This window comes from Peptoniphilus hominis (ex Hitch et al. 2025) (assembly GCF_040096015.1).
Classification (GTDB): domain Bacteria; phylum Bacillota; class Clostridia; order Tissierellales; family Peptoniphilaceae; genus Peptoniphilus_A; species Peptoniphilus_A hominis.
In genome coordinates, this window is sequence record NZ_JBBMFO010000001.1 from 1 (window position 1) to 20,078 (window position 20,078).

At 32.5% G+C, this 20,078-nt stretch carries 23 protein-coding genes; 13 read left to right on the forward strand and 10 right to left on the reverse strand.

Annotated features, from left to right (window positions below):
* Positions 1 to 461, forward strand: a 461-nt coding sequence (locus tag WMO19_RS00005) for a transposase (RefSeq protein ID WP_349169623.1), incomplete at its 5' end; no start/stop codon positions are given.
* Positions 462 to 663: 202 nt separating this feature from the next.
* On the opposite strand, the gene WMO19_RS00010 is transcribed toward WMO19_RS00005, so the two are convergent.
* Together WMO19_RS00010 and WMO19_RS00015 are read right to left on the reverse strand one after the other, a co-directional pair.
* Positions 664 to 1,683 (reverse strand): PTS transporter subunit IIC, encoded by a 1,020-nt coding sequence (locus WMO19_RS00010; protein ID WP_316718839.1) that lies wholly within the window; start codon positions 1,681 to 1,683, stop codon positions 664 to 666.
* Positions 1,683 to 2,264 (reverse strand): nitroreductase family protein, encoded by a 582-nt coding sequence (locus WMO19_RS00015; protein ID WP_349169625.1) that lies wholly within the window; start codon positions 2,262 to 2,264, stop codon positions 1,683 to 1,685. Before WMO19_RS00015 ends, WMO19_RS00010 begins: the two co-directional genes overlap by 1 nt.
* Before the next feature lie 319 nt (positions 2,265 to 2,583).
* On the opposite strand from WMO19_RS00015, the gene WMO19_RS00020 reads away from it, so the two are divergent.
* Complete coding sequence (locus WMO19_RS00020) at positions 2,584 to 4,521, forward strand: acyl-CoA dehydrogenase family protein (protein ID WP_349169627.1); 1,938 nt, start codon at positions 2,584 to 2,586, stop codon at positions 4,519 to 4,521.
* Between the two features lie 11 nt (positions 4,522 to 4,532).
* Complete coding sequence (locus tag WMO19_RS00025; RefSeq protein ID WP_297392365.1) at positions 4,533 to 5,774, forward strand: FprA family A-type flavoprotein; 1,242 nt, start codon at positions 4,533 to 4,535, stop codon at positions 5,772 to 5,774.
* 305 nt (positions 5,775 to 6,079) lie between these two features.
* On the opposite strand, the gene WMO19_RS00030 is transcribed toward WMO19_RS00025, so the two are convergent.
* The 3 genes from WMO19_RS00030 to WMO19_RS00040 are packed head-to-tail and all read right to left on the reverse strand — an operon-like array spanning position 6,080 to position 8,161.
* Positions 6,080 to 6,391, reverse strand: a complete 312-nt coding sequence (locus WMO19_RS00030) for a DUF5960 family protein (RefSeq protein ID WP_316718842.1) — start codon at positions 6,389 to 6,391, stop codon at positions 6,080 to 6,082.
* Positions 6,388 to 6,732 carry a hypothetical protein gene (locus WMO19_RS00035; protein WP_349169629.1) on the reverse strand — a complete coding sequence of 115 codons (345 nt, stop codon included), beginning with the start codon at positions 6,730 to 6,732 and terminating at the stop codon, positions 6,388 to 6,390. The genes WMO19_RS00030 and WMO19_RS00035 overlap by 4 nt, the downstream gene beginning before the upstream one ends.
* A 16-nt stretch (positions 6,733 to 6,748) precedes the next feature.
* Positions 6,749 to 8,161, reverse strand: coding sequence for a Y-family DNA polymerase (locus WMO19_RS00040; RefSeq protein ID WP_349169631.1), 1,413 nt, complete (start codon positions 8,159 to 8,161; stop codon positions 6,749 to 6,751).
* A 400-nt stretch (positions 8,162 to 8,561) separates the two neighbouring features.
* Here WMO19_RS00040 and WMO19_RS00045 point away from each other — a divergent pair, with 400 nt between their 5' ends.
* Together WMO19_RS00045 and WMO19_RS00050 are read left to right on the forward strand one after the other, a co-directional pair.
* The gene (locus tag WMO19_RS00045) at positions 8,562 to 9,566 is read left to right on the forward strand and encodes a DNA adenine methylase (protein WP_349169633.1); all 1,005 of its coding nucleotides are present in this window, start codon (positions 8,562 to 8,564) and stop codon (positions 9,564 to 9,566) included.
* A 1-nt stretch (position 9,567) separates the two neighbouring features.
* Complete coding sequence (locus tag WMO19_RS00050) at positions 9,568 to 10,356, forward strand: TRM11 family SAM-dependent methyltransferase (RefSeq protein ID WP_349169635.1); 789 nt, start codon at positions 9,568 to 9,570, stop codon at positions 10,354 to 10,356.
* A 23-nt stretch (positions 10,357 to 10,379) separates the two neighbouring features.
* Here the strand turns inward: WMO19_RS00050 and WMO19_RS00055 are convergent, their stop codons facing one another.
* Genes WMO19_RS00055 through WMO19_RS00065 form a run of 3 tightly spaced genes read right to left on the reverse strand, consistent with a single transcriptional unit; the run spans position 10,380 to position 12,340 of the window.
* Positions 10,380 to 11,510 (reverse strand): hypothetical protein, encoded by a 1,131-nt coding sequence (locus WMO19_RS00055; protein WP_349169637.1) that lies wholly within the window; start codon positions 11,508 to 11,510, stop codon positions 10,380 to 10,382.
* A gap of 1 nt (position 11,511) precedes the next feature.
* The gene (locus WMO19_RS00060) at positions 11,512 to 12,120 is read right to left on the reverse strand and encodes a hypothetical protein (RefSeq protein ID WP_349169639.1); all 609 of its coding nucleotides are present in this window, start codon (positions 12,118 to 12,120) and stop codon (positions 11,512 to 11,514) included.
* Positions 12,113 to 12,340, reverse strand: a complete 228-nt coding sequence (locus WMO19_RS00065) for a helix-turn-helix domain-containing protein (protein ID WP_349169641.1) — start codon at positions 12,338 to 12,340, stop codon at positions 12,113 to 12,115. The genes WMO19_RS00060 and WMO19_RS00065 overlap by 8 nt, the downstream gene beginning before the upstream one ends.
* A 476-nt stretch (positions 12,341 to 12,816) precedes the next feature.
* Between WMO19_RS00065 and WMO19_RS00070 the strand changes: the two genes are divergently transcribed.
* Both WMO19_RS00070 and WMO19_RS00075 read left to right on the forward strand, forming a co-directional pair.
* Complete coding sequence (locus tag WMO19_RS00070; protein ID WP_349169643.1) at positions 12,817 to 13,434, forward strand: DUF4357 domain-containing protein; 618 nt, start codon at positions 12,817 to 12,819, stop codon at positions 13,432 to 13,434.
* A gap of 90 nt (positions 13,435 to 13,524) precedes the next feature.
* On the forward strand, positions 13,525 to 14,274 hold the full coding sequence (locus tag WMO19_RS00075) for a hypothetical protein (protein ID WP_349169645.1): 750 nt from the start codon (positions 13,525 to 13,527) through the stop codon (positions 14,272 to 14,274).
* A gap of 209 nt (positions 14,275 to 14,483) precedes the next feature.
* Here WMO19_RS00075 and WMO19_RS00080 read toward each other — a convergent pair whose 3' ends face one another.
* Positions 14,484 to 15,140, reverse strand: coding sequence for a hypothetical protein (locus WMO19_RS00080; protein ID WP_349169647.1), 657 nt, complete (start codon positions 15,138 to 15,140; stop codon positions 14,484 to 14,486).
* Between the two features lie 57 nt (positions 15,141 to 15,197).
* Positions 15,198 to 16,340, reverse strand: coding sequence for a tRNA(Met) cytidine acetate ligase (locus WMO19_RS00085; protein ID WP_349169649.1), 1,143 nt, complete (start codon positions 16,338 to 16,340; stop codon positions 15,198 to 15,200).
* 101 nt (positions 16,341 to 16,441) lie between these two features.
* Here WMO19_RS00085 and WMO19_RS00090 point away from each other — a divergent pair, with 101 nt between their 5' ends.
* The 6 genes from WMO19_RS00090 (at position 16,442) to WMO19_RS00115 (ending at position 20,075) form a co-directional block, all read left to right on the forward strand.
* The gene (locus tag WMO19_RS00090; RefSeq protein WP_349169651.1) at positions 16,442 to 17,638 is read left to right on the forward strand and encodes an acetate kinase; all 1,197 of its coding nucleotides are present in this window, start codon (positions 16,442 to 16,444) and stop codon (positions 17,636 to 17,638) included.
* A gap of 72 nt (positions 17,639 to 17,710) precedes the next feature.
* Positions 17,711 to 18,244, forward strand: coding sequence for a YceD family protein (locus tag WMO19_RS00095; RefSeq protein ID WP_349169653.1), 534 nt, complete (start codon positions 17,711 to 17,713; stop codon positions 18,242 to 18,244).
* Between the two features lie 2 nt (positions 18,245 to 18,246).
* Entirely contained in the window at positions 18,247 to 18,429 is a 183-nt protein-coding gene (gene rpmF / locus WMO19_RS00100) for a 50S ribosomal protein L32 (RefSeq protein WP_019124550.1), read from the forward strand.
* A 167-nt stretch (positions 18,430 to 18,596) separates the two neighbouring features.
* Positions 18,597 to 18,992 carry a NusG domain II-containing protein gene (locus tag WMO19_RS00105; RefSeq protein ID WP_349169655.1) on the forward strand — a complete coding sequence of 132 codons (396 nt, stop codon included), beginning with the start codon at positions 18,597 to 18,599 and terminating at the stop codon, positions 18,990 to 18,992.
* Positions 18,989 to 19,498, forward strand: a complete 510-nt coding sequence (locus WMO19_RS00110) for a Gx transporter family protein (RefSeq protein ID WP_349169657.1) — start codon at positions 18,989 to 18,991, stop codon at positions 19,496 to 19,498. Before WMO19_RS00105 ends, WMO19_RS00110 begins: the two co-directional genes overlap by 4 nt.
* 1 nt (position 19,499) lies before the next feature.
* The gene (locus WMO19_RS00115; RefSeq protein WP_349169659.1) at positions 19,500 to 20,075 is read left to right on the forward strand and encodes a Maf family protein; all 576 of its coding nucleotides are present in this window, start codon (positions 19,500 to 19,502) and stop codon (positions 20,073 to 20,075) included.
* Positions 20,076 to 20,078: the final 3 nt, after the last annotated feature.

The following is a 20,078-nucleotide window of genomic DNA, read 5'->3' on the forward strand; positions in this document are numbered from 1 at the left end:
TAGAGAATGTTAGAAAGAGGATTCAAAAAGATATTTCTTCTAAGCTTAGAAAATATTTTAAGAGAAGTAGAAGTCTAATTACAAAACCTGCTTCTAAACTAACATCTGAACAAGCTAAAGAAGTTTCTCTAATGCTCGATTTAAGCAATGATTTGAAGTTGGCATATAGGTTAAAAGAGTTATTCTACCAATATGTTCTTAGTCAACCCAATAAAGTTAGAGCAGCTAAATCTTTAAGAGAATGGATAAAAAGAGCTGAAGAATCTAATTTAAAAGAATTTAAAGCTTGTATAACTGCTTTTAATAACTGGTTTGATGAAATATGTAATTCTTTTGATTATCCATGGTCTAATGGTCCTCTTGAAGGTACTCATACTAAGATAAAGACTTTAAAGAGAAATTGTTTTGGTATGAAAAATTTTAATTTGTTTAGAAAAAGAATTATGTTTGCTTGTAAGTAATGATAGGAAAACGAGAAAATTCGCAAAACCCCTAGGGGTTTTGTTTGCTATACCTATTTTTAATGGTTTTTTAGTTATTTTAGTTTTGATATTCTATTAGCGTCTAAGTATTGATTTTTAAATGAAAAGAGAGACTCGAGTTAACGAGTCTCCCCAATATTTGACATAGAGCCAAAAATAACGAGCCTTGAGCTCGTCAATTTTATTTAAAATATAATTTCATGTCGCCATCTTGAATTAGACCCTTGCGATAAAATATTTCATAAATTGCAAAAGTCACAAGAGCTGGCAAAATTATGTGCATAAGTAAAACTATGCCAAGAAGCTTAGTAAAGGGAACATCAGGCATTGCTGTGAAAGTAGAAATTTGTCCCACAAGTCCACTTGTACCCATGCCAGATCCCAGAGGTGTGTTTTCAAGTTTAAAGACCATAGTAGAAACTGGTCCTAAGATTGCCGATGAAATAATTGGCGGAATAATAATTATTGGTTTTCTAACAATATTTGGCATTTGTAGCATTGATGTTCCAAGACCTTGTGCCACAAGCCCTTCCATTTTGTTGTCGCGATAAGAGATAACTGCAAAGCCAACCATTTGACAACAGCAGCCAATAGTTGCAGCTCCACCAGCAAGAGATGAAAGGGAAAGCATCATGCAAAGTGCAGCTGATGAAATTGGAAGAGTGAGGACAATCCCAACTATAACAGATACGATGATTCCCATAAAGAAGGGAGCCTTTTCTGTAGCATTAATAATAATTGCACCGAGAAGGTTCATAAAGGCACCTATGTATGGTCCAACGAAGTTTGCTATGAAGACACCCACTAAAACTGTAACAGCAGGAGTAATTATAATGTCGATTTTTGTTTTTCTGCTGACAAGTTTTCCAAACTCAACAGCAAAAATTGTGGCTATATAAACTCCCATAGGTCCGCCAAGCTCGTTGCCTGCAATGCCCACAACTGTTGCAGCATAGACTACAAGACTTGGGGCAGACATTGCCGTTGCAATAGCTACTGCTATGGCAGGTCCTGTTGCCTTTTGTGCCAAGGGCCAAAGGACTTCTGTCAAAAATTCAATGTTAAAACTTTTGCCAATGGTATTTAAAATTGTGCCCACAAGCAGGGTGGCAAAAAGCCCAAAAGCCATGGCACCTAATGCATCAATAAAATATAACTTTGCCTTCTTCTTCAATTTTTCGTTAAAACTTTCTTTTGTCATTATATTCTCCTAACAAGGTCCTTTATTTTATATTTTGGCACTATGTAGTTGCCATCTTCGTCTAAGTAATAAGACTGGTCTTCACCTGCGTCTATTTCCTTTATACTTGACTTAACTTTTGGATAGCCAAAGGCAATTACTACTTCGCAGGAATACTTATCTTCATAATTTAAAATCTCACGCATTTTTTTGTCGCTTACACTTCCAATGATGCAAGAGCCAATTCCTTTTTCTGCGGCAGTAAGAGTTAAGTTAGAAATAACTAAGCCCTCATCAATGCCATTAAATCTTAACTTCTTTTCATCGTCACTTAAAATTGCAATGAAATAAACAGGCCTTTCGCCTTCCTTTGGTCTTCCCATATTGTCAGCTAGGGAAGCAGCCCATTTTGTGTTTTCAAAAATTTCCAAAACCACATCTCTACTTTCAATAGAAATAAATCTAAGATACTGTCTGTTGTTGGCGCAAGATGCAAATTTAATAGAAGATAAAATTTCATCAATGTCTTCTTTTGAAAGGGGCTTACTTTCGTCAAACTTTCTATAAGACCTTCTCCACTCCAATAAATTTTCTAAATTCATTTTTCCTCCTTTAAAGTAAATTTTTATCCTCGTTAACTTTATATTTTATAACAAAATATTTATTTTACAATAAATTATTAAAATTAACTAAATTCATGTTTTATTTAATAAAAAGGGGTATATATACTTTAGTCAAAGAATATAATAATGCGAGAAAAATTTTTAAAAATTTTAACTCAAATTTGATGAAAATGTTTTGACACTTTAGGTAAGTTGATGTATACTTTAATTATTGTATACCGCTTTGGTGTATCTTTTGTTTTTCACAATTAAAGTGAAAAATATTTCAAGTATTCTTTAATTTAAAAAGGAGGAAAATATGTCAAATATGTATAAGACTACTGCTGAACATGAAGCTCTTCGTAAAGCTATAAGAGAGTTTGCAGAAGCAGAAATTAAGCCATTGTCTTTTGGACTTGATCAAAACAATGAATTTCCAGAAGAAATCATTAAGAAAATTGGCGAAAACGGTTGGATGGGTCTACCTTATCCTGAAGAAGAAGGTGGAGCAGGTAAGGATGTTATCTCTTATGCCATCGCCGTAGAAGAATTATCAAGAGTAGATGCTGGTGTTGGCGTTGTTTTATCAGCTCATACATCACTAGGTTCTTATCCAATCCAAGCTTTTGGTACTAAAGAACAAAAGGAAAAATATTTAAAACCACTTGCTCAAGGTAAAAAACTTGGAGCTTTCGGTTTAACTGAACCTAATGCAGGATCTGATGCAGGTGGCACAGAAACTACTGCTGTACTTGATGGCGACTATTATATTTTGAATGGTAATAAAATCTTTATTACTAACGCTCCTGCTGCTGATACTTATGTTGTATATGCAGTTACTACACCAGGTATTGGAACTCACGGAATTTCTGCTTTCATAGTAGAAAAAGGTTGGGAAGGATTTACTTTCGGAGATCACTATGACAAATTAGGTATTAGATCTTCAACTACTGCTGAACTTCAATTTAACAATGTTAAGATTCCAAAGGAAAACTTACTTGGTAAAGAAGGTCAAGGATTTAGAATTGCAATGCAAACTCTTGACGGTGGTAGAATTGGTATTGCATCACAAGCTCTTGGTATTGCACAAGGTGCTTTCGAAGCTGCACTTTCTTATGCAAAAGAAAGAATCCAATTTGGTAGACCAATTGCTCAACAACAAGCTGTTGCATTCAAGCTTGCAGATATGGCTACTAAGATTAGAGCTGCAAGACTTATGATTTATTCAGCTGCTGAAATGAAACAAAATCATGAAAATTATTCAATGGAAGCTGCAATGGCAAAAACTGTTGCATCTGAAGTTGCAATGTGGGTTGTAAATGAAGCTCTTCAAATCCACGGAGGTAACGGATACCTAAAGGGAATGGACGTAGAAAGATTCTTCAGAGATGCTAAGATTACTACTATCTACGAAGGTACTTCTGAAATCCAAAGAGTTGTAGTTGCAAGTCACCTTGTTGGTAAGGCTCCTAAGAAGAAAGGTAGAGCTGCTGCAATAGATAAAAAAGCTGGTCCTATCACTGGAGAAAGAAAGAGAGAAATAATTAAAGCTGACACAGCAGAAGAAGCTGTTGAAATTTTAGTTAAAAACTTAAAGAAAGATGGATATGATTTCTCAGTAGGAATTGATATCGACACTCCTGTTTACGATGCTGAAAGAGTTGTTTCAGTTGGTAAGGGAATTGGCGGAGAAGAAAACATGGATATGGCTAGAGAACTTGCACACGCTGCAGGTGCTGCCCTAGGTTCTTCAAGACCAGTTGCTGAAACATTAAAACTTGTACCACTTGAAAGATATGTTGGTATGTCTGGACAAAAATTCAACGGAAACCTATACATTGCATGTGGTATTTCTGGAGCAAGCCAACACTTAAAGGGTATTAAAAACGCATCAACTATTGTTGCAATCAACAAAAATGCAGGTGCTCCAATCTTCAAGAACTGTGACTATGGTATAGTTGGAGATATGTTCGAAATTATGCCACTACTTGCAGAAGCTCTTGGAACTGGCGAAAAAGAACCAGCACCTCCAATGAAGAAAGTTAGAAGATCTAAACCTAGAAAATTAGCTCCAAACTATAAAGTAATGGTATGTCCAGGATGTGGATATGAATATGATCCAAACTATGGAGATCCAGAAGGTGAAATTGATCCTGGTACAGATTTCGATAAATTACCAGATGACTGGACTTGTCCAGAATGTCAAGAAGAAAAACAAAACTTTATTGAAGCTGATTTCCCTGCTGATAGAAAATAAAGGAGGATATAATGTATACTGTTAGAAAAGTTACAGATGATCTTTACTATGTTGGTGGCAATGATCATAGATTAGAATTATTTGAAAATATATTTCCTATTCCTGAAGGAGTAACTTATAATTCATATTTACTAAAAGACGAAAAGAATGTATTATTCGATACAGTTGACTGGTCAATCGTAAAAGACTATTTAGAAAATGTTTCTGAAGTTCTTGATGGAGAAGATCTTGATTATCTAGTAATCCATCACTTAGAACCAGACCACGCAGCTGCTATTGATGAAATAACTTTAAGATACCCAGATGTAAAGGTAATCGCAAGTGAACAAGGTTTTGAATTCATGCGTCAATATGGATTCCATGTAAATGAAGAACAATCAATGATAGTTGCTGAAGGAGACACAATTTCCTTTGGTAAACACGAATTTGTATTCTTAGAAGCACCAATGGTTCACTGGCCAGAAGTTCTTGTATCTTTTGATACAACTGACGGAGTACTATTTGCTGCTGATGCCTTTGGTACTTTCGGAACACTTGATGGAAAACTATTTGCTGACGAAGTTAATTTCGAAAGAGATTACCTTGACAGTGCAAGAAGATATTTAACTAATATCGTAGGAAAATATGGACCATTTGTACAAGATGTTCTTAAAAAAGCATCAACTGTTGACATTAAAATGATTTGTCCACTTCACGGACCAGTTTGGAGAGATAATCTTGGTTGGTTCATTGGAAAATATGACAAATGGTCAAGATACGAACCAGAAGAAGAAGGCGTAATGATTGTTTACGCATCAATGTATGGAAATACAGAAAGAGCTGCACAAGCCCTTGCATCAAGACTTTGTGACAAGGGAATGACTAACGTAGTAGTTCATGATGTAAGTAACACTCACATGTCTTACCTAATTGCAGACACATTTAAATACTCTCACATTGTAATTGCATCAGTAACTTACAACTTAGGTATTTATCCTGTAATGAAGAACTTCTTAATGGACCTTGAAGCTCTTAATGTTCAAAACAGAACAGTTGGTATCATCGAAAATGGTACTTGGGCTTGTACAGTTGGCGATAAGATTGAAGAATATATCGACGAAAATCTTAAAATGTTCGACGTTCTTCCAGAAAGAGTTACACTTAACTCTGCTCTTAACAAGGCTAACGAAAACGACATGGAAGCTCTTGCAGATTCTATTATTGAATCTATGGCAAAAATTAGAGAAGTTAAAGAAAAATCCGCTAACCAATAATACCAAAGCGGTGTGGATATTAAATTCGGTTATATCATTTGATATAGCCGAATTTTTTTTGCCCTATAATATGGCCCTATAATATCTGTTGGGGGAGTAAATCTCTAACAGATATTTTTGGCTCTATGTCAAATATTGGGGAGACTCTTTAATTTGGGTCTCTCTATTTTTATGTAGACATATAAAATTTATTGGGGATAAAATGATAGTCCTAATTATAAAAATTTATTGAAGCTTAAATTTATTGAATCTAAAGATAAAACAAGAATTAAAAATTACAAAAAAAATCAGCCAAGGGCTGAAAACTATTTGCTGAAATAAAATTTAAAAAATTCGGCAGTAGATAAATTTCCAAGATACTCAAATTGGCTGATATACTTATTATCCTTGTTATTTAATTTTTTGAAGACAAAATAATGGTCCCTCTCGTCCACAGAATTCTTTGCATTGAGTCTAAAATAATTGTGCCCAGTAGAAACCATGTGCAGCAAGAGATCATCAGTTAAAAAAGTTAGAGGAATGTTAATAGTGGCAAACTTATAAAAATCTTCCTCAAAACGCTTATAATTGTTAGAGAAATAATCAAACTGAATACAACTTTTTTCTAAATCATTCATACTTCCTCCAAAAGAACAATCTTAATAATATCTCCAAAAGAAATAATAAGACCTTCATCTCCACATAAATAAATACTTCCCTGAAAAATTTCATTGACCTTACCTACAAAGGGCTCTAGCCTAAGTCTTGTGTAGACCAGAACAGAAAGCCCATTTACATAAACTTGACTAAGGGCAAGAACAATATCATCGCGGCTCATCTCTTCAGAAACATCAATGACATCGCCCATGTGGGAAAGAGCAGAAGTATGTTCAGAAATAAAAAATCCCATCCACTTTGCCATGCCCCTGTCCACATAAGCCCTTGCAGACTTATAGGGCAAATAAGACCTATCAACCATAAAATCACCTCACAAATCAAATGGTGCCGTCCATGCCGCCACAGTGACCTCCAATTAAAGAGCTTCTTTCAATGACGCGAGAGCCTTCCAAAAGGCAAGTCGCCCTTTGAACAGAAGTAAAACCAAACCTGTCGCGAATAGAATCAATAGCCTTGTCGAGATTTTCCTCACGCTCAATTTTCCTATAATCATCAAAAAAATTAAAAATCGTAGAAGACTCATCAACTAAATTATCATAAGTAACGCCAAGATTTCTCACAGCGCCGCCCTTATACCTTTCACGGAAGAGTTTCAAAACCTCACCACACAAAACACCAGTGGACTGACTTGGAGAAATAGTCCTCCTTGCATTGATGGATTTTTTATTCTCACTGTAAGAAAAACCAACATGAATAGAAATAACAGTAGCCTTCTTCTTGATTCTTCTGATTCTAATGGCAACCTGCTCAGCAATTTCACATAAAACAATCTCAATTTCATATTGACTAGAATAGTCGCGAGGAAGAACTTGAGAATTGCCAAGACCCTTGGACTTAGGCTTGTAGGGGAGAGTGACCTTGGACTCATCAACGCCATTGGCGTGAAACCAAAGCTGAAGACCAATGACGCCAAGTTCCTTCTTTAAAATATCAGGATTATAAGTGGCAAGGTCCTTGACAGAAAAAATATAGAGATCATTTAACCTCTTCTTCATCCTAGACCCAATGCCCCAAAAATTTGTGAGCTCATCAATCCCCCAAAGCTTAGTCTCCACATCTTCGTAGGACCAATTGGCACGCATAGTTCTAGTCTTTTTCGCCTCATTGTCAAGGGCAAGCTTGGCGAGAAGAGGATTGGCATTGCTCATGCCCACAGTAGAATAAAGACCCATGGACTCCCAAATTTCCCTTTGAATCAAGGAAGACACAAGGTCCAACTTGTCGCGGCGAGAAATACTTTTGTTGGGGACAAAATAAGAAAGGCTCTTAGTGAGGTCGATAAAGCCTTCATCAATAGAGTAGGGGAGAATCTCTTCCTTGGCAGCATAATTTTGAAAAACCCTTTGAATTTTTAAATTTTCCTCGATATAAAGAGCCATCCTCGGCGGCACGATGAGAGTGTTCTTAGCCCACTTCTCAATATAATCAATATAAGACTTAGTGATCTCAACATTTTGATGTCTAGCCTTTTCAAAACTAAACTTCCTAGTCTCAATGTCAAAGGGAAGGTCCCTGGCTCTACCAACATTATTCTTGCCAAAAACCCTTTTAAAGAGGGGAGAGCTGGCAAGGATGAGTCCACTAGAATTTTCAGACCTACTCATGACGCAAAGAGAAGTGGAGAGAGGGTCAAGCTTTCTCTTGACGCACTCCACGCTGGCGTAGAATGACTTAATATCCACAAAGGCAATATCAGACCTTGGCTCCAAAGAATAATCAATAAAACCCATAAGCCACCTCCTAGAAAGAAATAAAAATATATTTAAACACAGGTTTATTTAACTATATTGTAGAACATTTGACCGAGAAACACAAGTTTCAGAGAATGAAAATGTATAAAAAAGTATTATGTTTAGTTTTATTTCTTTTTGAATTAATATAGAATATTGCAAGCATTTATAATTTTTTGTTATTTATGATATAATTAAAAATATAAAAAACAAAATATAAAATTTGAAAATAACATAGAGTTTTCATACACTAAATTAGTGAAATTATTAACAGATAAAATTATAAGAAAAAGAGGATTAAGATGTTAGTAATAACATTTAGTAAAAATAAAAAAAAGACATGGAACTTAAGCAAAAGTTCAGAAAATATTGTTGTATATATAAATAAGGTAGGAATTTAATGAATTATATTGGTTCTAAATATTCTCTGCTTGATTTTATCCACAAAACTATATCTGAAGTCACTGGTTACAGACCTGGAGACGAGTATGTTTTTGCGGATTTATTTGCAGGGACCAGTGTTGTTGGAGCAAGTTATAGAGAAAAAGGATGTAAAGTAATTTCAAATGATATTCAATATTACAGCTATGTAATTAGCAAATATTTTATTGAAAGTTCACAGAAAATTGATGAATCAATAGTAAATGACCTGAATGCACTAAATGGGGTAGAAGGTTTTATTTTTAACAATTACTGCAATGGATCAGGTAGTGGGAGGAATTATTTTACTGATTATAACGGCAAAAAATGTGATGCAATAAGGATAGAAATTGAGAGTCTTTTTAAAAATAATATTATATCAGAAGAAACTTATTTTGGGCTTTTAGCAAGCCTTATTAATTCTATTGATAAATATGCAAATACTGCATCAGTATATGGGGCTTTTCTAAAAAAAATTAAAAAGTCAGCAAAAAAACAATTTTATTTAGAGATTTTACCAGAAATATCTGGTCCAAAGGGAAAAGTTTATAATAAAGATATAAATGAGCTGATAACTAAAGTTCAAGGAGATGTTCTATATCTTGATCCACCTTACAATGCAAGGCAATATTGTTCAAATTATCATGTTCTTGAAACAATTGCCAGGTATGACAATCCAGTGCTAAGAGGTAAAACCGGACTCCGTCATGCAAACGAACAGAAAAGTAAATATTGCTCTAAAAAAACACTGGAAAGTGAATTTGAATATTTGGTAGAGAATGCAAATTTCAAATATATTTTTTTAAGTTATAATAATGAGGGTTTGATGTCCGTTGAAAAAATCAGGGATATTATGTCGAATTATGGAATGTATAAATGCTTTACTAAATCTTACAGAAGATTCAAAGCAGATACGGAAAAAAATAGAAATATTTCTGGAAGCAAAACAACAGAGTACATACACTGCTTGATTAAGGAGGTTTAGCGTGGCTAAATATAATGATATAGATTTATCTAATTGGAAAGAATACACGGATATTGAAACAGATTCTTTGTGGATAATTGAAAAAAGAGATAACAGTGGAGCACACAGCGGATATTATCATGGGAACTTTGTACCTCAAATTCCGTATCAATTATTCTCCAGATATACAAAGAAGGGAGATTGGATTTTGGATCCTTTTATGGGTAGTGGCACATCGTTAATAGAAGCTCAGAGAATGGGTCGAAATTCTGTAGGAATTGAAATTCAGCATGATGTAGCTAAAGAAGCTTATAATAGAATTATTACGGAAAAAAATGATATTGTAAAAACTAAAGTTTTTGTTGGAGATAGCCAATATTATGATATTAGCAAAATATTAAAGTGTGAGTGTATAGATAAATTTCAGTTTGTTATAATGCATCCACCATATTGGGATATTTTGAAATTTTCTAATGACCCTAATGATTTATCTAATTGTGATAGTTTAGATAAATTTTTAAAATCATTTGGGAGAGTGGTTGATAATACAATAAGCTTCTTAGAAAAAAATAGATACTGTGCTGTAGTTATAGGAGATAAATATGCCAATAGTCAGGTTGTTCCGATTGGATTTCGCTGCATGAATTTAATGATTGAAAAAGGTCTGCTTTTAAAAGCTATTTTAGTCAAAAATTTTGGGGAAACGAAAGGGAAATCAAATAAACAAGGGATTTGGCGTTATCGTGCGTTAGCTAATGATTTTTATGTTTTTAAACATGAATATATTTTTGTATTTAAAAATGTAAATTGATTAATTCAATTTACATTTTTAAATTATAAAATTTTATTAATTAAAATATTATCTTCTTTAATAGTGAATGCGTAATAATTAGTACTATTTATTGAAGAATAAGGATAAGGATTGTCAAAATTTTTTCTTGAAATATAATTTATCAAGTTTTGGTCTTCTGTTTTAGCTGCAATTATACAAGGTGTTATTTCAACAAAACTGTTTTTATAGTTTGGAACGATGTAGTCGAATAACCATTTAACATACCAATTAATCTGAGAATCCACTAGAACTTTTGTAGGCTGTTCATCTTTCAGTTCAATTAATTTAAAAAAGGTTCTATTTTCAATTCTCTGTATTATTAATAGATCTATTCGTTGCATACCAACTCCGCAAGAAACTTCATTACCTATCCAAAAATCTGATTCAGGGTAGTCAAGTAAATTTAGAGATTTAATGTTTTGTAAAATAAAAGTTTGTAGGTGTGTTTCGAAAGCATAGTTCCCTTTTGCCTTATATAATAATCTATCTTTTATAAACAATGTATTTTGTCTGCCTTTATAAACCATATTATTATTGCTATCAAATATTTCGTTCTTAAGGTAGTCATATGTATAATTATTGGCAGAAGGTAGACTACAACTTTTGTTTTTTAATTTTATTAATAAATCATTGAATTCAAAATCCGTAATCATAGTACAACCACGATTACCTTTCAACTTTCTATATATTAAACTCCAGCATAATTCAAATGGGGAGGTTTTTCCTTCCAAAGAGTCTAAGTATTCGTGTTCTGTTACGCCTTTTGGATAAACACCGTAATCTGAAGCTTCAATAAGTACACGATATGATAATCCTTTTTTAAGTTCATTCTTTAAATAATTATCTGAGTCGTTTTCATCAAAAAAAGCTTTTGATTTTGCTCTAAACACACCAAAAAAAAGTCCTTGATTTCCATTAGATGCTTGTAAATAAAAGATTATGTTGTCACCGACTTGTATTCGAGAAATGTCGGCTATCATACCAACTAGATTTCGTTCTGTAGCTGAATTAAACTGTATGTTTGAATCTAATAAAAATGTAGATTTCTTATCAGATGCTCCAGTACCGGCAAACATATACTCTAAGTGATATTTGAATGTTTGCGAATTTACAATAAAAACGTGAGTATTCATGTTATTTCTCCTTTAAATGTTTTCTAAATTCTATAGGGTCATACCAAAAGCAGCCATCACAAGCATCCTCTTCTTTATTATGTGTTGAAGTACCTTTATAGTATGAAATAGGATATCCTAATTTTTTTGCATCATATCTTATGCCGGTTTTTATACATTCTTTACAAAACTGACGTTTTGCATCATTTGCAGCTTTGCTTAATGGTTGAAAATCAGATAGTTGTTGATTTTTATTTCGCATAACTCTATCTTCATTTTTCATTCCATTTTTATGATCTACTTCAGGATTAGATGTACCTAATATAACGCAACGTTGTTTTTTTATCTGTTTTCTAATACTAGATTTAACATGTTGCGAATAATCACAATCATTAAAACCAACAGTTCTAATAGCATCAGTTTTGTTTCCAGGTGTAAGAGATTTATCTCTTTCTATTTTGTATTTTTTGCCAAAAGACCCATCATCTCTGGACCAGCCAGCACCATTTAAAAGCTGCAATCCTTGGTATTTATCTACGAATTCATCGACATTAACCCACCTGCTAAAGCCGTTCTCATCAATATTTGCCAACTCTTCAAATAATTCGATTTTTGTTTTTTTCCTAGTCATCGTCTTCCTCTTCTAAAAATAGTTTATAAGTTTCAATTTCAAGAGCATCTGCAATTTTTTGTATATTATCTAAAGAAATGCTTCTTCTATAACATTCAATTGCACTAATATAAGTACGGTGCATACCACATTTTTCAGCAAATTTTTCTTGTGATAAGCCCATATCTTTTCGTCGTTTTTTTAAATTATCTCCAAATACTTTTATAATATTCATGTACATAGCCTCCATTGTGTATAGTATATTTGCACAGAACACTAAACGTCTACAGACAATAAGTATCAGCAAAGCGTTATTAATATAAAAAGTAATAAAATTTTATAAATGAATTAGAATGCTCAATATTTTTAATACAAATTTAGAAATTATATTCCATCCAAATAAATAATATATAGAAATCATAAAAGACAATATATTTAACAATTGGAATTTTAATTTATTTTTAATGAATAGTGAAGTTACAAGAAATATAAAATCTATTTTAAAGGATTGGATATTAGTAGCATATAAAATCTATTTTAAAGGATTGGATATTAGTAGCATATAAAATCTATTTTAAAGGATTGGATATTAGTAGCATATAAAACCATAGAATACATTTGGGAAAATATAAAAATTTACAAGATTTAAAGCAAATAGAGTCTTTTATAAAGTATTAGAACATTTAAAATATTCCTTTTTGTTTTTTTGATGTTATAATGGTTACAACTCAAAACAACTCTTTTGGGCCAACGGAAATAAGTTATCTAGAAAACAGATTTACAAATATTGCAATTGAAATTGATAGGTACAAGGTTAGGAATGTAAATGATCCTAATCCAGGTAATGTTACAGAAGAAAAGGAATCTGAACTAGAAGAATTTATAGACTACTCGGAGATGGTCCTAGGCGTTTTAGGTTACAAGATTTTTGTGCCAATATTAGATGTAAATACAAAAGAAGACCTAAGTTTTAAAAATAAAGAATTTAAATTATATCTATCAAGATATACGAGAAAGTCAAATAAATTAATTCAAGCTATTTGTAAGATAACTAATGAAGGTTTTGTTGTTTTAAAAGATAGCATGATAGAAGAAAATGATTCAAGAGCTATTCCTAAGACTATAAGAGAAATTAGAAATAAATGTAGAGAAAACAATGAAATTATAGATGGCAGGATAACAAAAAATTTTCTATTTAACAGTCCGTCTTATGCTGCTGCCTTTGTGCTTGGCATGAATACAAATGGAAGAACTGATTGGAAAACAGCTGACGGTATTACTCTAAAGGAATTGGAAGAAAAAGAGTTAGAAAATAGTGAAATTATAAAAGAGTGATTTAATATATTAAGAATTTAAACTCGGGGCTAGGCTTCGAGTTTTTTATGTGTTATAATATAATAAATTCCAATAAAGGAGGGTTTTGTTATGAGTAAGGGTAAGGCTAGTAAAGTTTTTATTGGCTTATTTATTTTCTTAGCTATTATTTTTGCCTTAATTTGTTTGGCATTTTTTGGCAATCCTATTTCTAGGCTTATGGCGGAAAAGTCTGCCACTAAATATATTGAAACCCACTACAAGGACTTGGACCTAAATCGCGACAGGGCCTATTATAATTTTAAGGACGGCTACTATATTGTTAGGCTCCGCGACAAAAACAGCGAAGACACTAAGTTTTATTTAGGCTTTGATTCTTTTGGCAGACTAAAGGCAAATACTTACGACTCTATTTTGTTTAATACTTTTATAAGGCTTGATAATGAATTAAATGATTATGGTAAAAGCCTTGCGGAAGAATATAATTTTCCTTATGAAATTTCTTTGACTACAGTTAATGATGATATTGAAGAAAAACTCGTTCTTGATCAAAAATTTGATTTTAATAATTTTAAAGAAGATATAAATGCTCAGGCTTTTGGCTATGTTAAAAATCCAAGTCTTGAAAAGTGCTTTGATGTTCTCTGTGATTTACAAAAAATTATGGACAAAACTTCTTTAAAGGTTACGAAATATTCTATTATTTTAATTCCAGAGGAGAATAAAAAGCCTGATGGGGAGGCTGAGTCCTGGGGAGGTTCTATTAGCGTCCATGATGTTCCTCGAGAAGTCTTGAGGAATAAGGATATAAAAGAATTTAAAAATATTTATGAAAAGTCAATAAGTGAGACTAAAGATTAATAAAAAACTCTCATTCTAAGATTTCCATTTTAGGATTTCTTAGGATGAGAGTTTCTTTTTGCCTTTAATTAAAAAATTTGATTTTTATAAACTTATCTTGTTAAGTTTTTTGTTTTTTATGTTATAAAGATCACTTACAATAATTTTTTATGGAAGTTTAAACACATACCACTTGTTTATTGAGTGATAGGTGTAATTTATTAAGTTACTTAAGATAGGTACCATTTTCCATTAGGGTAGAGGGATAAACTTCCTTTTCTTTCAGAGATTAGATTTCCATCTAAATCTAGGATAAGTAATTTTTCATAGTATTTATAGTTATTGGTTATTTTATCTCCTTCTACGCCTTCTTCAATCCATTGGTTTATATAAAGTTTATCTTTGTCGATGTATAAAACTGATTGGTCTGGCTTCATGTCTATGCTAAATTTGCGTGGGTAGTAAGAAATAAATCTATCAGAGGAGCCACATATATGAAATTCATAACCATCTTCTAAAGATAAATTATATAATTCCACTTCCTTTATTGGTATTTTGTGTACACTTTCTAAGCTTTGTTCTGGAAAATATTTTATTAATTCTACAATATTTTTGTTGAAATCTACTTTTAAAAAAAAGAAAAAATTATTTTTAAATTTTGCATAGGAATAGCTTACATCTTTTTCTTTTTCAAAGGGGGTATAGACTTTTTTGTCTAACAAATCATAAAATCTAATGACTACCCCTTGGTAGTAGCCAGTGCCATTAATCCAGTCAGGTATTTCATAAAAACATTCTGAATCTGAAAGGGAATTATAATATCTATCTTGTCCTAAGATAGGTTCAAGATTTTCTCCAAGAATTTCATTAAAAACTTCTATTTCCATTGTAAGTGCCTCCATTATTAATTTATTTAGTGTATTCTCATTAAGAATTAATTAAAATTATAATTTTTTATAGACTTCTCTTGTGAAGTCTGTCTTTATTTTTCCAGATTTTATGTTGTAGAGGTCACTTGCCAAGATTTCTTTATCAAGCATCTCTTTTGTAATGCCAGAAGACTTGTCATAAAAGCTTTTAAAGGAATAAATTTTATTTTTATTTTTTGATTTTTTTAAAATCTCTATGCCTCTTTCGTCGCAGGCAAGAACTCTTGTGTAGGGAGTTTCCAGGGATTTTTTTATGGAATCTTTTTTTATGTCTAAGAGAATTTCTAGGACCAGTCTTTTTATTCTTGACTTGCTGTGCCTTTTTGAGTGGACTTTTTCTATTAGTTCTTCAAAGTTTTTGGCGTCTAAATTTTCTAAAATCCTATTTTCTAGTCCCACTTCATAGTCAAAGTAGTCGGTGAAATTTATTTTCCCTGCAAGCATTTTGTATTTAAAGATTTCAAAATAATTTTCTAATTTATTTTCCACCACTAAGTCATAGCCTGGCAAAAAGCTTGCTACATCTTCGCCCCTATAGGCAAGCTTTCTTATGTGTGATGCTGATGCAAAGCCTTCAAGGGCAAAATCGTCCTTGTGATTTACATTTTTTCTTGGCATAGAGTGGGCTTCTATTTTTGAATTTAACTTTTCTAAGTTTTTGATGTATTCCAAACCTAATATGTTATTTGGTTTTTTTAAAATTTCCTTTTCTTTTTGACTTAAAAAATCCATGGCAAGCTCGCGAGACTTTATATAAGAATTTCCCTCAGCTAAAAATTTTTTTATTTTCTCATCATCTAAGTTGTCTTTAATTTTTTCTGACAAATTTTTTAAAGTAGATGCGTCATCTTCACTTCCAAAGTAAAGCCTGTCAATGATTTCCATAGAATTTAAAATAGTAATGCCGCCGCGAGCAAAAATTTCTGCGTTAGATGTTGCATAGTAGAGGGGAAGCTCTAAGACGAGACTTGCGCCCTTATCCACTGCAATCTTTGCCCTTTCAAATTTATTTATTATGGCAGGTTCGCCCCTTTGGACAAAATTTCCCGACATAATAACGACAATAAAATCTGAGTATTCACTTTTTATTTTTTGAATTTGGTAGGCGTGACCCATGTGGAAGGGATTGTACTCCGCAATTATAGAAGCAATTTTCATATTTTAAATCTCCAATTATTGACTAATGTTTACATCTGTTATAAACTTATTATTAGTTATTATACTATATTTAAGAAATTTAAAAAACATGAGGAGGAAACATGAAGATATTAGTAATTAATTGCGGATCTTCTTCTCTAAAATATCAACTCATTGATATGGAAACTGAAGAATTGATGGCAAAGGGTTTAGTTGAAAGAATTGGAATTGATGGTTCAAGAATTAAACACGAAACAATAGGAAAGGAAAAGAAAACTATTGAAACTCCAATGCAAGACCACAAGAGAGCTCTTGAACTTGTAATGGAATCCCTAACAAATGAAGAATACGGTGCAATCAAGTCACTTGATGAAATTGATGCAGTAGGTCACAGAGTTGTACACGGTGGCGAAGACTTCGCTCAATCTGTTATTATTGACGAAAAAGTTTTAAAGGGAATTGAAGATAATGTTGAAATAGCTCCTCTTCACAATCCACCAAACATTATGGGAATCAAGGCTTGTCAAAGACTTCTTCCTAATGTTAAGCAAGTTGCAGTATTTGATACAGCTTTCCACCAAACTATGCCAGCTGAAAGCTACATCTATGCACTTCCATACGAATACTATGAAAAATATAAGATTAGAAGATTTGGTTTCCACGGAACTTCTCACAAATACATCACTAATAGAGCAGCAGAAATGCTAGGAAAAGATGTTAATGAAGTTAACTTAATCACTTGTCACCTTGGCAATGGTTCAAGTATTTGTGCAGTTAAAAATGGTAAATCCATTGACACTTCCATGGGCTTCACTCCACTTGAAGGACTTGCAATGGGAACTAGATGCGGTGATTTAGACCCAGCTATTCTTCCGTTTTTAATGGAAAAAGAAAATCTTTCTACTGATGAAATTAACACTTTAATCAATAAAAAATCTGGTGTACTTGGAATTTCTGGAGTATCTAGTGACTTTAGAGATATCGAAGCAGCTAGAGATGAAGGAAACAAGAGAGCAAAACTTGCCCTTGATATATTTGAAAAAAGAGTTCGTGGCTACATTGGTTCTTACATGACTGAACTTGACCATGTTGATGCAATTGTATTTACAGCAGGCGTTGGTGAAAACTCAATTGAAATGAGAGAATCTATAGTTAATGGATTAAAATCTCTTGGAATTAAAATCGATACTGAAAGAAACAATGTAAGAGGAGAAGACAAACTTATCTCTGCTGATGATTCTTCTATTAAGATTTTTGTAATCCCAACTAATGAAGAGCTTATGATTGCGAGAGATACAAAGGCACTTGTTGAGGCATAATTTTCAAGATTTTTATTGACATTTGAAAAATAAAAAGTTATAATGATTTGTATGTATTTTTGAGGTGAGTATATGAAATTAGATCTTAGTACTTTTTTGTCATCTGATGATGTTAGGCTAGATTTCCAGGGTAGCTTAAAGGAAAATGACACGGATTTGAGTTTAGAAGATCTAAATCTCATCTATCCAATAGAGTACAAGGGATATATTCTTGATTTGACAGGGGAATTAGAACTTTGTCTTGATATTTCCTACAAATTCAAAGCAGTCTGTGACAGATGCCTCAAAGACTTTATAAATGAAAAAGAGACATCTTACATTGCTTACAATTTTAAAGACCCAAGTCTATATGATGAGGATTCTGTAGACGAGTATTTTAAAATTATTGATGATTCAGTAGATCTTTCAGAGATTATCTTCTCGCAAATTATTACATCAATTTCTGGTAAAAATTTGTGCAGTGAAGATTGCAAGGGACTTTGCCCTCATTGTGGCAAGAACTTAAATGAAGGTCCTTGTGATTGTCATGAAGAAGAATCTGTTGAAGAGACAGTGGATCCAAGATTTGGAAAGTTATTAGATTTATTTAAAGATGAGGAGGTGTAGAAATGGCCGTACCTAAGAGAAAAACTTCAAAACAAAGAAAGAATAAGAGAAGAGCATCTTCTTACAGATTAAATAAAGCAACAGTAGTTGAATGTCCTAACTGCCATGAAATGAAATTACCTCATAGAGTTTGTCCTTCTTGTGGACACTATGCAGGCAAAGAAATTATTGCAGAAGCTGAATAATAAAGTGAGACTTAGGTCTCGCTTTTTTTATGCAAAATTTTACTCTATAACATTTTAGATATATGTCTAGAATATTATAGGGTTTTTTAATTTTTAAGCAAATTAAAGCTAAACCATATTAAAATTTAATTGAAAAAATCCTCTTAAACTTGTGCTATAATAAAATTATGGAAAAGATAAAAAAAGCTGATATTTTAGTTATTATTTTAATAGTTATTGCTTCTTTTTTAATTTATTTTTTTACAAACAAACTTCCCAAGGAAGATGCAAATATTTCAAAAAAAGTTGTCATAACTGTGGACGGGAAATTATATAAAGAAGTTCCCTTAACTAAAAAGACAGAAGAAAAAATCGATATAAATACTGTTTACGGTAAGAATGAAGTAATAATTGAAAAGGGTGAGGTGCACATGCATGAATCTAATTGCAAGGATAAAATTTGTATGAAGATGGGGAAAATTTCTATTCCTGGAGATTCAATCATCTGCCTACCTAATAGAGTCATGGTAAAAATTGTCTCTGACAAAAAGAACCATGATAGTTTGGATTTGATAATAAAATGAGAAATAATAGAAAATTAATTTATTTATCTCTACTTAGCGCCTTAGGAATTGTTCTTGGTCTCTTTGAAAGTGTGATTCCACTTCCTGTAGCCATTCCAGGTGCTAGGCTAGGTCTATCAAATATTGTGGTTCTTGTAACTATAGTTGCCATTGGATATAAGGAGGGCTTTTTTGTCTCAATTTTTAAGACTGTAATCTTGGCACTGGTCACCGGTGCTGTGTCTAGCTTCTTTTTCTCCCTGGGCGGCGCTCTTTTAAGTTCACTTGCCATGATTATTTCTCATAAATTTTTGAGAAAATATTTATCTCTAATTGGAATTAGTGAAATTGGATCATTTTTTCACAATTTAGGTCAAGTTTTAGTTGCATCCTACATCATGAAGACTACAGCAATACTTGCCTATCTGCCACTGCTTGTTATTTTAGGGATTTTCACAGGATTTTTTGTTGGACTTGCTTCAATTTATATAGTTGACAACACAAATATATCAAAGGAGAGAGCTTGAAATGGAAAATATTATTTTGGCATCAAATTCTCCAAGAAGGAGAGAAATTTTATCGCATTTTATAGATTTTAAGGTAGTTTCGAAAGATATTAATGAGATAAAGGACGATTCCTATTCGCCATGGACTACTGTCATGGCACTTGCCTTTGAGAAGGGAATAGCAGTGGCAAGGGATAATGAAGATGCCATTGTTTTAGCTGCAGACACCTTGGTTGAACTTGAGGGAAGGCTTCTTGGCAAGCCAAAGGATCGCGAAGATGCAAGAGAGATGATTAAAAGCCTAAGAGGAAGGACTCACAAAGTCTTTACAGGTTACGCAATTTTTAAATTATCTCAAAAAATTAAATACCTAAACTACGAAGAATCTTCTGTAAAGTTTTATGATTTAAGTGATGATGAAATAGAAAAATATTTGGACACTCTTGAATACAAGGACAAAGCTGGTGCCTATGGAATCCAGGGCAAGGGGTCTCTCTTAGTTGAAAAAATAGAGGGAGACTATTTTAATATTGTAGGACTTCCAATAGGAAAGATAAATAGAGATTTAGTGAGATTATTTAATTTAAGCTTGTGGTGATTT

Excerpts from the sequence above, each read along its gene's own strand:
- WMO19_RS00010 (WP_316718839.1), bottom strand. The coding sequence starts at position 1,683 with ATGACAAAAGAAAGTTTTAACGAAAAATTGAAGAAGAAGGCAAAGTTA.
- WMO19_RS00055 (WP_349169637.1), bottom strand. The coding sequence starts at position 11,510 with ATGAATACTCACGTTTTTATTGTAAATTCGCAAACATTCAAATATCAC.
- WMO19_RS00060 (WP_349169639.1), bottom strand. The coding sequence starts at position 12,120 with ATGACTAGGAAAAAAACAAAAATCGAATTATTTGAAGAGTTGGCAAAT.
- WMO19_RS00015 (WP_349169625.1), bottom strand. The coding sequence starts at position 2,264 with ATGAATTTAGAAAATTTATTGGAGTGGAGAAGGTCTTATAGAAAGTTT.
- WMO19_RS00025 (WP_297392365.1), top strand. The coding sequence starts at position 4,533 with ATGTATACTGTTAGAAAAGTTACAGATGATCTTTACTATGTTGGTGGC.
- WMO19_RS00115 (WP_349169659.1), top strand. The coding sequence starts at position 19,500 with ATGGAAAATATTATTTTGGCATCAAATTCTCCAAGAAGGAGAGAAATT.
- WMO19_RS00110 (WP_349169657.1), top strand. The coding sequence starts at position 18,989 with ATGAGAAATAATAGAAAATTAATTTATTTATCTCTACTTAGCGCCTTA.
- WMO19_RS00080 (WP_349169647.1), bottom strand. The coding sequence starts at position 15,140 with ATGGAAATAGAAGTTTTTAATGAAATTCTTGGAGAAAATCTTGAACCT.
- WMO19_RS00065 (WP_349169641.1), bottom strand. The coding sequence starts at position 12,340 with ATGTACATGAATATTATAAAAGTATTTGGAGATAATTTAAAAAAACGA.
- WMO19_RS00095 (WP_349169653.1), top strand. The coding sequence starts at position 17,711 with ATGAAATTAGATCTTAGTACTTTTTTGTCATCTGATGATGTTAGGCTA.
- WMO19_RS00070 (WP_349169643.1), top strand. The coding sequence starts at position 12,817 with ATGGTTACAACTCAAAACAACTCTTTTGGGCCAACGGAAATAAGTTAT.
- WMO19_RS00075 (WP_349169645.1), top strand. The coding sequence starts at position 13,525 with ATGAGTAAGGGTAAGGCTAGTAAAGTTTTTATTGGCTTATTTATTTTC.
- WMO19_RS00035 (WP_349169629.1), bottom strand. The coding sequence starts at position 6,732 with ATGGTTGATAGGTCTTATTTGCCCTATAAGTCTGCAAGGGCTTATGTG.
- WMO19_RS00030 (WP_316718842.1), bottom strand. The coding sequence starts at position 6,391 with ATGAATGATTTAGAAAAAAGTTGTATTCAGTTTGATTATTTCTCTAAC.
- WMO19_RS00045 (WP_349169633.1), top strand. The coding sequence starts at position 8,562 with ATGAATTATATTGGTTCTAAATATTCTCTGCTTGATTTTATCCACAAA.
- rpmF (WP_019124550.1), top strand. The coding sequence starts at position 18,247 with ATGGCCGTACCTAAGAGAAAAACTTCAAAACAAAGAAAGAATAAGAGA.
- WMO19_RS00085 (WP_349169649.1), bottom strand. The coding sequence starts at position 16,340 with ATGAAAATTGCTTCTATAATTGCGGAGTACAATCCCTTCCACATGGGT.
- WMO19_RS00040 (WP_349169631.1), bottom strand. The coding sequence starts at position 8,161 with ATGGGTTTTATTGATTATTCTTTGGAGCCAAGGTCTGATATTGCCTTT.
- WMO19_RS00105 (WP_349169655.1), top strand. The coding sequence starts at position 18,597 with ATGGAAAAGATAAAAAAAGCTGATATTTTAGTTATTATTTTAATAGTT.
- WMO19_RS00020 (WP_349169627.1), top strand. The coding sequence starts at position 2,584 with ATGTCAAATATGTATAAGACTACTGCTGAACATGAAGCTCTTCGTAAA.
- WMO19_RS00090 (WP_349169651.1), top strand. The coding sequence starts at position 16,442 with ATGAAGATATTAGTAATTAATTGCGGATCTTCTTCTCTAAAATATCAA.